At 64.0% G+C, this 14,717-nt stretch carries 12 protein-coding genes; 11 read left to right on the forward strand and 1 reads right to left on the reverse strand.

Translation table 11 applies throughout. The features are described 5' to 3' along the window. Positions 1-63: 63 nt before the first annotated feature. The 5 genes from Q0J57_RS04995 to Q0J57_RS05015 are packed head-to-tail and all read left to right on the forward strand — an operon-like array spanning position 64 to position 4,844. A complete protein-coding gene (locus Q0J57_RS04995; RefSeq protein ID WP_297217720.1) occupies positions 64-2,472 on the forward strand; it encodes a homocysteine S-methyltransferase family protein in 2,409 nt (802 codons plus the stop codon). Between the two features lie 6 nt (positions 2,473-2,478). Beyond that, complete coding sequence (locus Q0J57_RS05000; protein WP_297217723.1) at positions 2,479-2,946, forward strand: TlpA disulfide reductase family protein; 468 nt, start codon at positions 2,479-2,481, stop codon at positions 2,944-2,946. Positions 2,947-2,949: 3 nt separating this feature from the next. Then, on the forward strand, positions 2,950-3,435 hold the full coding sequence (locus Q0J57_RS05005; RefSeq protein WP_297217726.1) for an N-acetyltransferase: 486 nt from the start codon (positions 2,950-2,952) through the stop codon (positions 3,433-3,435). Continuing rightward, on the forward strand, positions 3,432-3,956 hold the full coding sequence (gene hpt / locus Q0J57_RS05010) for a hypoxanthine phosphoribosyltransferase (RefSeq protein WP_297217729.1): 525 nt from the start codon (positions 3,432-3,434) through the stop codon (positions 3,954-3,956). The genes Q0J57_RS05005 and hpt overlap by 4 nt, the downstream gene beginning before the upstream one ends. Positions 3,957-3,968: 12 nt before the next feature. After that, entirely contained in the window at positions 3,969-4,844 is an 876-nt protein-coding gene (locus tag Q0J57_RS05015) for a DUF3426 domain-containing protein (protein WP_297217732.1), read from the forward strand. Positions 4,845-5,369: 525 nt separating this feature from the next. Here Q0J57_RS05015 and ychF read toward each other — a convergent pair. Then, positions 5,370-6,470, reverse strand: a complete 1,101-nt coding sequence (ychF, locus tag Q0J57_RS05020; RefSeq protein ID WP_297217734.1) for a redox-regulated ATPase YchF — start codon at positions 6,468-6,470, stop codon at positions 5,370-5,372. Between the two features lie 336 nt (positions 6,471-6,806). On the opposite strand from ychF, the gene ispG reads away from it, so the two are divergent. The 6 genes from ispG (at position 6,807) to dxs (ending at position 14,685) form a co-directional block, all read left to right on the forward strand. Beyond that, on the forward strand, positions 6,807-7,880 hold the full coding sequence (gene ispG, locus Q0J57_RS05025) for a flavodoxin-dependent (E)-4-hydroxy-3-methylbut-2-enyl-diphosphate synthase (protein WP_297217737.1): 1,074 nt from the start codon (positions 6,807-6,809) through the stop codon (positions 7,878-7,880). Next, positions 7,880-9,595 carry a proline--tRNA ligase gene (locus tag Q0J57_RS05030; RefSeq protein WP_297217739.1) on the forward strand — a complete coding sequence of 572 codons (1,716 nt, stop codon included), beginning with the start codon at positions 7,880-7,882 and terminating at the stop codon, positions 9,593-9,595. The genes ispG and Q0J57_RS05030 overlap by 1 nt, the downstream gene beginning before the upstream one ends. 123 nt (positions 9,596-9,718) lie before the next feature. Beyond that, positions 9,719-11,215, forward strand: a complete 1,497-nt coding sequence (xseA, locus tag Q0J57_RS05035) for an exodeoxyribonuclease VII large subunit (protein ID WP_297217742.1) — start codon at positions 9,719-9,721, stop codon at positions 11,213-11,215. A 407-nt stretch (positions 11,216-11,622) separates the two neighbouring features. Then, positions 11,623-11,883: an exodeoxyribonuclease VII small subunit gene (gene xseB, locus Q0J57_RS05040; RefSeq protein WP_297217745.1), complete on the forward strand. Its 261-nt coding sequence runs from the start codon at positions 11,623-11,625 to the stop codon at positions 11,881-11,883. Between the two features lies 1 nt (position 11,884). After that, positions 11,885-12,775 (forward strand): polyprenyl synthetase family protein, encoded by an 891-nt coding sequence (locus tag Q0J57_RS05045; protein WP_297217748.1) that lies wholly within the window; start codon positions 11,885-11,887, stop codon positions 12,773-12,775. Positions 12,776-12,777: 2 nt separating this feature from the next. Then, positions 12,778-14,685, forward strand: coding sequence for a 1-deoxy-D-xylulose-5-phosphate synthase (dxs, locus tag Q0J57_RS05050; RefSeq protein WP_297217751.1), 1,908 nt, complete (start codon positions 12,778-12,780; stop codon positions 14,683-14,685). Positions 14,686-14,717 lie beyond the last annotated feature (32 nt).

Genomic DNA, 14,717 nt, shown 5'->3' on the forward strand with positions numbered 1-14,717 from the left:
AAAAACCTGTCCGGCCCGGAGGGGCCGGGCCTGTCATTTTTTAGATGAAAAGGACATGCATTCATGCCAGCGAATTCTTTTTTGGCGCGGCTTGAGCAGCGGCGCCCCCTGCTGCTGGACGGTGCCATGGGCACCATGCTCCAGGCCGCGGGCCTTCCCCTGGGCGTCAGCCCGGAAGCCTTCTGCATGCAGCGGCCGGATATCCTGCAGGGTATTCATGGCGCCTATGTGGAAGCCGGGGTGGATATCCTCACTTCCTGCACCTTTGGCGGTAATCCGTTCAAGCTGCCCGCCGATCTGGATGTCTTTGCCTTCAGCAAGCGCATGGTGGAGATCGCCCGCGCTGCCGCTGCCGCTGCCCCGCGGCCCGTCTGGGTGGCCGGCAACGTCGGCCCCACCGGGCATTTTGCCCGCCCTCTGGGCGATGTGGAGCCCGAGGCGCTCATAGCGGCCTTTGCCGCCCAGATCAGAGGCCTGGTGGCCGGCGGCTGCGACCTGATCTTCATTGAAACGCAGTTTGATCTGGCCGAGGCACGGGCCGCCGTGGTGGCGGCCCGTCAGGTCTGCGATCTGCCGGTCATGGTTTCCATGACCTTTGAGGAGGGGGTGAGCCTTACCGGCTCTTCTCCCGTCATCTTTGCCGAAACCATGCAGAACCTTGGCGTGGACGTGGTGGGCACCAATTGCAGCCTTGGTCCCGAGCAGATGGAAGGGGTGGTGCGTGACCTGCTGGAGGTCTGCTCCTGTCCGGTGATGGCAGAACCCAATGCCGGTCTGCCCGAACTGCGAGACGGTGTCACGGTCTTTCCCCTTGGTGCGGAGGAATTTGCCGACAGGACGGCTCGCTTTGCCAGCCTGGGGGCGCGCGTTCTCGGCGGCTGCTGCGGCACCACGCCCCGGCATCTGGCCGCCCTGCGGCAGGCCGCGGACAGCATCGAACTGCGCAGCCCTGCCGCCGTTTCCCGGCCGGGCATGTGCCTGACCAGCCGCTCCTCCCTGGTGCGCTTTGCCCCGGGAGAACCCTTTGTCATCATTGGCGAGCGCATCAATCCCACGGGCAAGAAGGTGCTGACGGCCCAGTTGCAGGCAGGGCAGTTCGACGAGGCCATGCGCCTTGCCGACGAACAGCTTGCCGCCGGCGCCCAGGTGCTGGATGTGAATGTGGGCGCGTCGCTGGTCCAGGAAGAAGAGCTGCTGCCCGAGCTGACACGGCGTCTGGTGGAGCGGGTGATGGCGCCGCTTTCCCTGGATTCTTCCAGTGTGGAGGCCATTGCTAGGGCGCTGCCCTATTGTCCGGGGTCCTGCCTGGTCAATTCCATCAGCGGCGAGGCCCGGCGCATGGAAACCCTGGGGCCGCTCTGCCGGGATTACGGCGCGCCGTTCATTCTGCTGCCCCTCCAGGGGGCCAACCTGCCGGTCACGGCCTCGGAGCGCATCGCCATTCTGGAAACGCTGCTGCGTCAGGCCCAGGACCTGCGCATTCCCCGCCGCCTGCTGCTGGTAGATATTCTGGCCCTGGCGGTTTCGTCCAAGCCGGAAGGAGCACTGGCCTGTCTGGACATGATACGCTGGTGCAACGAGCAGGGCCTGCCCACCACGCTGGGCCTGTCCAACCTGTCCTTTGGTCTGCCGGCACGGGATCTGCTCAATGCCACCTTCCTCTGCATGGGCGCCGGGGCCGGGCTGTCCTCCTGCATTGCCAATCCGTCTGCGGCGCGCCTGCACGAAGCCTTTGATGCGCTCAGCGTGCTTCGCGGGCATGATGCCCATGCGGCATCCTTTGTGGCCCGCTATGCCGGCTGGAAGGCCGCCGCGCCAGCGGTGGCGGCCGCAGTGGCCGAGGCAGGCCGGGCAGCAACGCCCGGAGAGGCCGTTCTGCTGGGGGACCGGGAAAATGTCTGCGCCCTTGTGCAGGCCGAGCTGGACAAGGGAACAGACCCCTTTGCCCTTGTCAATGACGCGCTGATTCCGGCCATCACGGAAGTGGGGGAACGCTACGAACGGCGCGAATACTTTCTGCCCCAGCTCATCCGCGCCGCAGAAACCATGCAGACCGCCTTCAAAAAACTTAAACCGTTACTTGAAAAAAATCGCGGCAACGAGGAACGGCCCGTGGTGGTCATGGCCACGGTGGAAGGGGATATTCACGATATCGGCAAGAATATTGTGGCCCTGCTGCTGGGGAATCACGGCTTCGAAGTGGTGGACGCCGGAAAAGATGTGCCTGCCGAGACGATTGTGGCTTGCGCTTTGGAACACAAGGCGCGTATTATCGGCCTGTCGGCGCTGATGACCACCACCATGGTCCGCATGGAGGACACCATCCGCCTTGTCCGGGAACGGCAGCTGCCCATCCGGGTCATGGTGGGCGGGGCGGCGGTAACGCAGGCCTTTGCCGATGCCATTGGCGCGGATGCCTATTGTGAGGATGCCGTAAGCGCGGTGCGTGCGGCCAAAACCCTGTTGAGTTAGGTACCCATGAAAAAACTTTGTCTTGCGTTCCTTTTTGTCCTGTTGTTCCCGGTGCTGGCCCAGGCCGCGCCCATTCTTGGCGACCTGAACCGCAACGAGCTGACCCAGCTTGTCAAGGCCCACTCCGGCAAGGTGGTCATGCTCAACTTCTTTGCCACCTGGTGCCCGCCCTGCCGTCAGGAAATCCCCGAGCTGGAGCGCATCCACAAGACCTATGGCAGCAGGGGAGTGGTGATCATCGGGCTTTCCGTGGACGATGCGGACACACGCAAGCAGCTGCCGGCCTTTCTGGACAAGCTGGGGGTCAGCTATCCGTCCTATACGGCCAAGCGGGACCTTATCAATGCCTTTGGCATCAGCAGCATTCCCTTCAATGTCTTTTATGACAAGAGCGGCAAGGTGGTTCTGGCTGGCTCCGGCATGGTGGGCTACAAGGACCTTTCGGAAATCTTCGACAAACTTCTGGAAGACTAGGTTATGGCGTACGACTGGCCTGTGCGTAGGGCACACTTGGATGATGTAAAGGAAATGCACGCCCTGCTGCTGGACTGTGCTCAGAAGGGGCTGCTCCTGCCGCGTGCGCTCAGCTATCTTTTTGAGCATGTCCGCAATTTCTGGGTCATTGATGCCCCGGATGGCGGGCTGGCCGCCTGCTGTGCGCTGGCGCCGGTGTGGGATGACCTGGCCGAGATATGCTCCCTGGTGGTGCGCGAGGACTGCCGGCGTCAGGGCCTGGGCCGCAGGGTTGTGGAAGCCTGCCTTTCCGACTGTGATGTGCTGCGCGTCAAGCGGGTCTTTTCCCTGACCTATCAGGTGGAATTCTTCAGCACGCTGGGCTTTTCCACCATTAACAAGGGGGATCTGCCCCAGAAAATCTGGTCCAGCTGTGTCCATTGCCCCAAATATCCTGATCGCTGCGACGAAACGGCGGTGTTCAAACTGCTTGAAGGAACGCGCCCGTGAAAGATTGCCGCTGTGTTTTCAGCGCGGAGCGCATTGCCGCGCGCATTGGAGAAATGGGCAGGGAAATAGCCGCCTTCTATGGCAATGAGCCGCTGCTGGCGGTATGTGTTCTCAAGGGGGCGGTGCACTTTTTCAGCGATCTGACGCGCGCCATTCCGCTGGAACAGCTGGAACTGGACTTTATCCGTCTGTCCAGCTACGGGGCGGGCACGTCCACCAGCCATGAAGTCCGCCTGACCAAGGACCTGGAATGCGATGTGCGCGGCAGGCATGTGCTGGTGGTGGAAGATGTGGTGGATTCCGGCTGTTCGCTGCGGTATCTGCTGGACCTGCTCCAGCAGCGCGGCGCGCGCAGCGTGCAGGTGGCAGCCCTTGTGAACAAGAGTGAGCGGCGCGAAGTGGATGTGCCTGTGCGCTTCAGCGGGTTTGCGCTGGATTCCGGCTTTATTGTCGGCTACGGCATGGATCATGCGGAGCGCTACCGGGCGCTGCCCGCCATCTATGAGCTGCTGAAGGTCTAGGGAGAGAACGGCATGGAAGTTCAGTGCCCCCAGTGCAGGAGCCGCTTTAATCTGCCGGACAATCTTGCCCGGCCTGGCGCCAGGCTGCGCTGTTCCGTCTGCCGGCATGTCTTTCCGCTGGCCGCACGGGACACGGCGGTTCCCGAGGCGGCGCCGAAGGCCGGTTTTGATCCGCGCACCCAGTATTCCGTCTACGGCACGGAACGTTCCGGCACGGGGCGCTTCCGGGGATGCCTGCTGGTGCTGGTGCTGCTTTGCGTGCTGGGTGGCGGTGCCGCCTGGTGGTACTGGGACAGCCTGCCAGCCTTGCCGGCCTTTCTGCAGGGGGAAGAGCAGCAGAAGGACAAGGCGAAAGAGCCGGCCATTGCTGATGAGGTGTCCCTGCTGACCATGCGCAACGTGCGTCAGTTTTTTGTGCAGAATGAAAAGGTGGGCCGGATATGCGTGGTCATGGGCGATGTGCGCAATGAATTTCCCGATGCCCGCGCCCTGATACGGGTGGAGGCCACCCTGTATGACGGGCAGAAAAAGCCCCTGGCCATCAAGACCCAGCTGGCCGGCGCTCAGCTTTCCCTTTTTCAGTTGCAGGTTCTGGGCGAAAAGGAAATGGAATCCTTCCTGCAGAGCGGGCCGGACATCTTCATCCGCAACGGCAGGGTGCCCTCCGGGGGCGAAGTGCCCTTCATGGTGCTGTTCTATGCGCCCCCTGACGAGGTGGCCGAATTTGCCGTGCGCATCGCCGGGGTGGAAGAGCCTGCCCCGCAGGCAGCGCCCGCATCTGCCTCTGACGCACCGGTGGCTCCGCAGCCTGTGGCCGTTCCCCCGGCGGTACCGGATACGGCACAGACGGCGCCGGCGCCATTGCCGGCTCCCGAGCCGGAACGTTAGTGGGACAGATTTATTTATGGCATATTGACGCGAGGCAAGGCGGGAGTGTCGTCATCGGCTCTTCCGCCTTTTGTTGTGCTGTCCGCAGCAGGCACGCAAAAGCTGCCGGGGCATGCGGCTGGACCGTGTGCCGCCGCATGTCACCAGAGGCGACAGGCCCCAGGGAAGCCCGGGGAAGCGCGGGGCTTTGGCAGAGGGAAGATTTTTCGGCCTGATGCCTCCGAGATGCCCATGGCGGCCGGGGCAGGCGACATTGCCGGACAGTAGCCGTCATCGTACCCGGCATGGTGCCGGTCGCAGTGCCGGTCAGCTCGTGCCGGACGGGGCCTGCCGGGGCAGGGCGGGTGCCCCTGATGCGTGATGTCGGGCCCTGCCCGGAATCGTCGGTGCCAGAACCGTCAGTGCCTGAATCGTTGGAGACTGTCCGGGCAGCTGGCGGGAAAAAGCGGAACGACAGGCAAAAAAAACGGCCCGTCCCGCGAGGGCGGGAAGGGCCTGTTGCGGGCAAGCGGCAGGGGAGCGCGGCTAGACGTTGAAAAGAAAGTGCATGACATCGCCGTCCTGCACCACGTAATCCTTGCCTTCCACGCGCAGCACGCCGTCGGCACGGCAGGCCGCCTCGCTTTCATGGCTCATGTAGTCGTCATAAGAGATGACTTCCGCGCGGATAAAGCCCCGTTCAAAGTCCGTGTGGATGACGCCGGCGGCCTGCGGGGCCTTCCAGCCCGCATGGATGGTCCAGGCGCGGACTTCGTCCGGGCCGGCGGTGAAGTAGCTGCACAGTCCCAGCGTATGGTAGCCGGTGCGGATGATGCGCACCAGACCGCTTTCATTGATGCCGTAGGAGGACAGCATTTCGGCCTGTTCCTCGGCGGACAGGCCCTGAAGTTCCTCTTCCAGCTTGGCGCAGATGCGGGCAAAGCCGGCGCCGCGCTCGTCAGCCAGGGCCTGCACACGTTCCGACAGGGCATTGCCGTCGGCCACATTGTCTTCATCCACATTGGCGCAGTAGATGACCGGCTTTGCGGTGAGCAGGCCCAGTTCCTTCCAGGATTGCAGGAAGGTTTCGTTGTCCGGCAGGGCAAAGGTGGCAGCGGGCCGGCCGTCGTTGAGTGCGGCCAGCAGGCCCTGCATGAGGTCTGCGGCGGCCTTGGCATCCTTGCTGCCCTTGGCCATTTTTTGCAGTTTTTCCAGGCGCTTTTCCACACTCTGGATATCGGCCAGCAGCAGTTCCGTTTCGATGGTGTCGATGTCGCGCAGCGGGTCCACACTGCCGTCCACGTGGGTGATGTTTTCGTCCTCAAAGCAGCGCACCACTTCCACAATGGCCGCGCATTCCCGGATATTGGCAAGGAACTGGTTACCCAGACCCTCGCCCTTGCTGGCGCCGCGCACCAGACCGGCAATATCAATGAAGTCCACACTGGCATGAATGGTCTTTTTGGGCTTTGCCTTGGCGGTAAGCGCCTCCACCCGCTCGTCCGGCACGGCCACCGTGGCCTTGTTCGGCTCGATGGTGCAGAAGGGATAGTTGGCGGCCTGGGCGTTCTGGGCCTTGGTCAGGGCATTGAACAGAGTGGACTTGCCCACGTTGGGCAGGCCGACGATACCGATGCTGAGGGCCATGCGTTCTCCTTGGCGCGTATGTGGCGCGGATTTTCTGGTGGGCGCTCCGGGCGGAGGGGCGGTGTGTTCCGGGCGGGGACCGGCCTCTTGTATTCGTCTGCCACAGGCAGGAAACGGGGCGGTGGTGCTTGCGGAACAGCGGCGGAATCGCGGACGCGCCGGGCTGGTTATAGTCAATGCCGGCGCAGCTGGCAAGGGGGACGCTCTCCGGGCAGGGCTTGGCTTGCCGGCGGAAATAGCGTAGAGAGGTAGGCTGTCCGGCATGCGTGCGGAAGCGCCGGCCCGGACCATGGCGCCGGCACGTACCGCTGTGCCGCGCACAAGGGAGGAAGGTGTATGATGCGGCGCAAAAGTCGTGAAATCCGGCTGGGGAGCCTGCGTGTGGGCGGCGATGCGCCCATAATGGTGCAGAGCATGACCAATACGGATACCCGTGACGTGGATGCCACGGTGGCGCAGATAGGGCGCCTTGTGCAGCGCGGCTGCGAGGCGGTGCGGCTGGCCGTTCCCGACGAGGCCGCCGCACGGGCACTGCGCGCCATACGCGAGGCCTCGCCCGTGCCGCTCATTGCGGATATCCATTTTGACTATCGCCTGGCCATTGCCGCCCTGGAAGCGGGCCTGGAAGGGCTGCGCATCAATCCCGGCAATATCGGCCCCCGCGAGCATGTGGACGCTGTGGTGGATGCCGCCAAGGCGCACGGGGCAGTCATCCGGGTGGGCGTCAATTCCGGATCCGTGGAAAAGAGCCTGCTGCAAAAGTACGGCGGCCCCTGTCCGCAGGCCATGGTGGAGAGCGCGCTCAACCATGTGCGCATGCTGGAAGCCCGCGGCTTCTACGATACCAAGATTTCGCTCAAGTCGTCCTCGGTGCTGGATTCGCTGGAAGCCTATCGTCTGCTGGCCGCATCCTGTGACTACCCCCTGCACATCGGCATTACCGAGGCCGGGGGGCTCCTGCGGGGGACGGTCAAGTCAGCGGTGGGGCTGGGCATTCTGCTGCACGAAGGCATCGGCGACACGCTGCGCGTTTCCCTGACGGCGGACCCGGCGGAAGAGGTGACGGTTGCCTACGAGATTCTGCGCGCCCTGGGGCTGCGGCGGCGCGGGCCGGAGATCATTTCCTGCCCCACCTGCGGCCGCACCGAAATCGATCTTTTTGCCCTGGCCCGTGCGGTTGAGGAGCGCCTGGCCGGTTCCACGGCCGACATCAAGGTGGCCGTCATGGGCTGTGTGGTCAATGGTCCCGGAGAGGCCCGCGAGGCGGACCTGGGACTGGCCGGCGGCCGTGACAAGGGCATCATCTTCCGCAAGGGCAATGTCATTCGTACCGTCAGAGGGCAGGACGCCCTGCTGGCGGCTTTCATGGAAGAACTGCAACTCCTGCTCAAGGAAAAGGAATCCGCCTGATGCGTTTCAGCTCCAGCTATATTCCCACCCTCAAGGAAACTCCGGCCGAGGCCGAGGTCGTCAGTCACAAGCTTCTGCTGCGCGCCGGCATGGTGCGCAAGCTCACCTCCGGTGTGTACATCTATCTGCCGCTGGGGCTGCGGGCCATTGACAATGTGGCCCGCGTGGTGCGCGAGGAAATGAATGCCGCCGGCTTTCAGGAGCTGCTCATGCCCATGGTCATTCCCGGAGACCTGTGGAAGGAAACCGGCCGCTGGGATCATTACGGCAAGGAGCTGCTGCGCTTCAAGGACCGCAACGACCGCGACTACTGCCTTGGCCCCACGCATGAGGAAGTGATCACCGATCTGGTGCGCGGCGAGGTGCGTTCCTACCGTCAGCTGCCCGTGCGGCTCTATCAGATCCAGAGCAAGTTCCGTGACGAGATCCGCCCCCGCTTCGGCCTCATGCGCGGTCGCGAATTTGTCATGAAGGACGGCTATTCCTTTGACGTGGATGATGCCGGCGCCGACGCCAGCTATAAACTCATGTACGATACCTACATGCGCATTTTCAGCCGTCTGGGCCTGCGTTTCCGCGCCGTGGAGGCGGACACCGGCTCCATCGGCGGCAATTTCTCGCATGAATTCATGGTGCTGGCCGAAACGGGCGAGGATACCATCGCCGCCTGCACGGCCTGTCAGTATGCCGCCAATGTGGAGCGGGCCGAAGTGGTCTGGAAGGGCACGCCCTGCACCGAAACCTGCGCCCCCTGCGAAACGGTGCCCACCCCCGGCGCCCACAGCGTGGAGGAAGTGAGCGCCCTGCTGGGCATAGCGCCGTCTTCCGTGGTCAAGACCATGCTCTTCACCGTGGACGGACGCCATGTGGCCGTGCTGGTGCGTGGCGACCGTGAAGTCAATGACATCAAGCTCAAGAATCTGCTCAAGGCGCAGGAAGTGCAGCTGGCCACGGCCGCCGTGGTGGAGGAGCTGACCCATGCCCCCGTGGGCTTTGCCGGTCCTGTGGGGCTGGAGGTGCCCGTCTATGCCGATCTGGAACTGCAAGGCGCCACGGATTATGTGGTGGGTGCCAATGCGGCGGATGCCCACCTGCGCCATGTGGACCTGAAGCGCGATGCCCGGATAACGGCCTATGCCGACCTGCGGGCCATTACGGCCGAGGACTGCTGCCCGCGCTGCGGCGCTCCCATCGAGCTGCCCAAGGGCATTGAAGTGGGCCATATCTTCAAGCTGGGCACCAAGTACAGCGATGCCATGCATGCCGTCTTCCTGGATGAAACCGGCAAGGAGCAGGTCATGATCATGGGCTGCTACGGTATCGGGGTGTCCCGTGTGGTGGCGGCGGCCATCGAACAGAACAACGACGAAAACGGCATCATCTTCCCGCCGCAGATTGCTCCCGTGCAGTGCATGGTGCTCAATCTGGATCCCGGCAAGGAAGAGGTCAGCGCCCGGGCCGATGCCCTGCACGATCTGCTGGAAGGGCAGGGCGTGACCGTGCTGCTGGATGACCGCGAGGAACGCCCCGGTGTGAAGTTCAAGGATGCGGACCTCATCGGCGCGCCCATGCAGCTGGTGGTGGGTGGCAAGGGCCTTGCCCGCGGTATTGTGGAATGCAAGGACCGTCGCACCGGCGAAAAGGGCGAGCTGCCCCTGGATACCCTGGACGAATCGCTGGCCGCCTGGATGGACGGCGTGCGCCAGGGCTGGTAGACCCGCATGGCCTAGCATGGCGGCATGGGGCAGGAAGGGGGGAAGCCTTTCCTGCCCGTGCCGGGCTGCCGTCCGGTGAACAGACGGTGGCTGGCACTGATCTGTGCGCGAGGGAGCAGCGGCATGGCAGCGGATACCCAGGTCATACAGACTGTCCGTCAGCTGACGGACAGTCTGCGGCGGCATCTGGAGCGGCAGTTTCCCTTTGTCTGGGTGCGTGGCGAGGTCGGCAATATCAGCCGTCCGGCCTCGGGGCATCTCTACTTCACGCTCAAGGATGCGGATGCCCAGCTGCAATGTGTCTGGTTTCGCGGCAGCCAGCGCCAGCACAGCCGTTTTGACCCGCTGACAGGAGAAGTCTTTGAAACGCCGCCGCCGGCCCCCGAGGTACTGGTGCGGCAGGGGGCGGAAATTGTCTGTGCGGGGCACGTGGGCGTGTACGCCCCCCGCGGGCAGTATCAGCTGGTGGTGGAGCTGGCCCAGCCCTTCGGCCAGGGGGGGCTTGCCCTGGCCTTTGAGGAACGCAAGCGCCAGCTGGCGGCACGCGGCTATTTTGCCCAGGAGCGCAAGCGCCCCCTGCCGTGGAACCCCCGCCGGGTGGCCCTTGTCACCTCGCCTTCCGGGGCGGCCATTCACGATTTCTGGCGCATCGCCTCGCGGCGGGGCAGCGGGGCGCGGATATGTCTGTTTCCCTCGCTGGTGCAGGGGGCGGCTGCCGCGCCGTCTCTGGTGGCGGCGCTGGAAGCGGCCAATGCCCTGGCCGGGCATCCGGACGGGCCGCAGGTCATTGTGCTGGTGCGCGGGGGCGGCTCGCTGGAAGACCTGTGGGCCTTCAATGAACAGATGGTGGCCGACGCCGTGTTTCGTTCCCGTCTGCCGGTACTGGCCGGCATCGGACACGAGGTGGACGTGACGCTGGCCGATATGACGGCCGATGTGCGGGCGGCCACCCCCAGCCATGCGGCCCAGTTGCTCTGGCCGTCGCGGCAGGAGCTGATGCAGCGCCTGGACGATGTGGAACTTTCCCTGCACAGGGCACAGCGGCGATGTGTGGAACGCTGGGAGCTGCTGCATGCCCAGTACGCACGCATGCTGCGCGGCAATGGTCCGGCGCGGCAGCTCCGGCGTCTGGATGACGAGCTTTCCCGGCTTGTACAGGCACTGCGCCGGGGTGGGCAGCAATGGCTGGCCGGGCAGGAACGCGCCCGGGCCACCCTGGCCGGAGGGCTGGCAGCGCACTGGAGCGCTGCCCGTCTCATGGCGCATGAGGTGGCCCTGCGTCATGAAACGCAGCGCCTGCATGCGGCCCTGCCGCGCCTGCTTGCCGGCTGCGAACAGGCGTGGCTCTGGTACAGGCAGCGCCTGGATGCCAACGCTCTGGGCCTTGTGCGCCGGGCGGAAGAGGAGCTGGACCGCCTGACCCTGCGTCTGGCCGCCTGTGATCCCCTGCGTCCCCTGGAACGTGGCTATGCCATGATGCAGGATGAGGCGGGCAGGGTGCTTTCCGATCTTGCCAGCGTGCATGCAGGACAGGATGTGCGCATACGCTTGCGCGATGGCTCGCTGGGGGCTACAGTCCGCTGGATACGCCCCCGCACGGACGGGAAGGAAACATCCTGATCCCTGTCCGGCCGGAGAAAAGGGCACGCTTTTTTCTGCTTTGCCCCCAACGCGAACCGGCAGCTGACAGGCCCGTGCCGCCCGCATGCTCTGGTGGAAGAGGGCCGTGCCCTGCTGTCCGATCTCGCTGTACGAGGGGAAGTCCGCGGGCGCCGACGGGCTGTTGCGAACCGGGAATGGCCTGCACGGGTGTTTGAACGCGGGTGCCGGCGGGAGTGTCCCGCGCGGATGGCGCTGTGCCCCAGGCCGCAGGTGCCGGAACGCGGGGTGGAGCAGGGTCTGGTCACGTAAACCAGGAACCTGCACGGCTCGTCAGCCTGCCCGGAAGGGCATGTTTCCGGCTTTCCCGGGAACATGTCTGGCGGCCGCATCCCGAAAACGGAAACCCTAACAACCTTTGTCCAGTCATGAGAAATTCCCGAATCAAGGTTCCTGCCACCTTTGAAGGGCGCATGGCCCGCCTGCAGGAAATCGTGAGCGCCCTGGAAGACGGGCATCTGCCGCTGGAAAAGGGCATGGCCCTGTACCAGGAAGGTGTGGAATGTTCGCGACTGTGCCGCGAACAGCTGGAAAAGGCCCGCCACCAGCTGAGCATCTGGCAGGACGGCGAGGAAAAGCCCTTTGCTCTTAATGAAGCCGTGTCCGTTGAAGCGGACGAGGAGGAATAATATGACACCGCAGGAAATGAAAACGCTGCTCAAGGAACGCGGCTCAAAGGTTGAGGACTGGCTGGCCGGCTGCTGTGACGGCCGCGAAATGCCGCCGCGCCTTCGGGAGTCCATGCTCTACAGCCTGCAGGCCGGGGGTAAGCGCCTTCGCCCCGTGCTGTGCATGAGCACGGCCGGCATGTGCGGCCTGGCTCCGGAAAGCGTGCTGCCCTTTGCGGCAGCCATTGAAATGGTGCATACCTATTCGCTCATTCACGATGACCTGCCGGCCATGGACGACGATGACCTGCGCCGGGGCAAGCCCTCCAACCACAAGGCCTTTGACGAAGCCACGGCCATTCTGGCCGGGGACGGTCTGCTGACCGATGCCTTCTGGTTCATGAGCGGCATGGACATGCCGGCCGAGCGGGTGCTGGCCGCCCTGCGCGAATTTGCCTTTGCCGCCGGTTCTCCCGGCATGGTGGGCGGTCAGGAATGGGATATGATCTTTACGGGGATGGAATCCATTACCCTGGATCAGCTCCGGCTCATGCATTCCATGAAGACCGGGGCCATTCTGCGGGCGTCCTGCACCTGCGGTGCGCTACTGGCCGGGGTGGATGCCTCCCGCCTCAAGGCCATAGGGCAGTTTGGTGCGGCCCTGGGGGTGGCCTTCCAGATTGCAGACGATATTCTGGACGTGGTTTCCGATACCGCAACGCTGGGCAAGCCTGCGGGCAGTGACGCGGAACAGGGTAAGAATACCTATCCCAAGATGCTGGGCCTTGACCAGAGCCGCCAGCTGGCCCGGCAGTATGCCGATGACGCCAAGGCTGCGTTGCAGGGCTTCCACGGCCGGGAGGCGGAATTCCTGGCCGCGCTTGCTGATTACACGGTCAACCGCACGGCGTAGGTATGGATACCCAGGGCGGAACGCCGCTTCTCGATACCATTGTGGATCCCGCGCAGGTGGCCGGTCTCAAGGATGAAGACCTTGTCAAACTGGCTGCGGAGCTGCGCCGGCGCATCATTGACGTGGTTTCCCGCAACGGGGGGCATCTGGCTCCCTCGCTGGGCGTGGTGGAACTGACGCTGGCCCTGCTGTCCACCTTTGATGCGGCGCAGGACAGGATCATCTGGGATGTGGGACATCAGTCCTATGCCTACAAGCTGCTGACCGGGCGCAATGCGTCCTTTGACTCGCTGCGCAAGCTGGGCGGGCTTGCCGGATTTCCCCGCCGGAAAGAAAGCCCCTATGACCATTTTGGGGTGGGGCATTCCTCCACCTCCATTTCGGCAGCGCTGGGCATGGCCGTGGCCCGCGACTATCTGCAACAGAAGCACCATGTGCTGGCCGTCATTGGCGACGGCTCCCTGACCGGCGGCGAGGCTTTCGAGGGCCTGAACCTGGCCGGCCACATGGGGCGGCGGCTCATTGTGGTGCTCAATGACAATGAAATATCCATTTCGCCCAATGTGGGGGCACTGTCCTGTTTCCTGAGCCGGACCCTGTCCCGGCGCTGGGTGCGGCAGATGCGCAAGGATGTGCTGGCCTTCCTGCGTTCCGTGCCTCTGGTGGGGCACAAGCTGGCCACCTATGCCATGCGCGGAGAGTGGAGCTTCAAGTCCTTCTTTACGCCGGGCATGCTCTTTGAGGCCTTCCGCTTTACCTATATCGGGCCTGTGGACGGGCATGACATCGTCTCCCTGAAGCGCCATCTCCAGATGGCCGCTGCCGTGGAGGACGGCCCCGTGCTGCTGCACGTGCGAACCCGCAAGGGCAAGGGCTACGCGCCGGCGGAAAAGGACCCCACGCATTTTCACGGTGTGGGGCATTTCTCGCCGGAAACGGGCAAGGCGGTGCCGCCTTCCGTGCCGGCGCCCCCGTCCTATACCTCCATCTTCGGCAAGACCCTGGTGGAACTGGCCAAGGAAGATTCGCGTATCATGGCCATCACGGCAGCCATGATTGAAGGCACGGGAACGCAGCTCTTTCAGCAGCAGTTTCCCGAACGCTTCACGGATGTGGGCATCTGCGAGCAGCATGCCGTCACCTTTGCGGCCGGTATGGCCAGCCAGGGGCTGCGGCCGGTGGTGGCCATCTATTCCACCTTCCTGCAGCGCGCCTATGACCAGATTGTGCATGATGTCTGCCTGCAACGCCTGCCCGTCACCTTCTGCATCGACAGGGCCGGCCTGGTGGGAGAAGACGGGGCCACACATCATGGCGTTTTCGATATGGCCTATCTGCGCCATATTCCCGCCATGCGCCTGGTGATTCCGCGGGATGAAAACATGCTGCGCCATTGTCTCAAAACCGCCCTGGCCTGTGACGGGCCGTGCGCCATGCGCATTCCGCGCGGGGCAGGTGTGGGGGTGGAGCTGACGGGCACGCCCCATCTGCTGCCCCAGGGACAGGGCGAGATCCTGCGCGAAGGCCGGGATGTGGCCATCATTGCTGTGGGCAGCTGTGTGCACCCCGCACTGGCTGCCACGGAAGAACTGGCCGGAGAAGGCGTAGAATGCCTTGTTTTTGATGCCATCTGGCTCAAGCCGCTGCCGGAAGAGCAGCTGCGGGAACTGGCACAGCGCTTCTCCACCATTCTGCTGCTGGAAGAGGGCATACGGGCCGGCGGTTTCTCGTCCGCTGTGCTGGAATTCTGGAATGATGCCGGCTGCCTGCATGGGCAGCACATACGCCGCCTGGGTATTGACGATACCTTTGTGGAACACGGCACGCAGAAGCAATTGCGTCAGCTGGTGGGCCTGGATGCCCCCCACATTGCCGCCACCGTGCGGGAGATGCTGCGGAAGACGGCCTGATCCTGCCCCCTTGACCGGTAAAAAAATGACGC

Origin of the sequence: uncultured Desulfovibrio sp. (assembly GCF_944324505.1) — a bacterium.
Taxonomy (GTDB): domain Bacteria; phylum Desulfobacterota; class Desulfovibrionia; order Desulfovibrionales; family Desulfovibrionaceae; genus Desulfovibrio.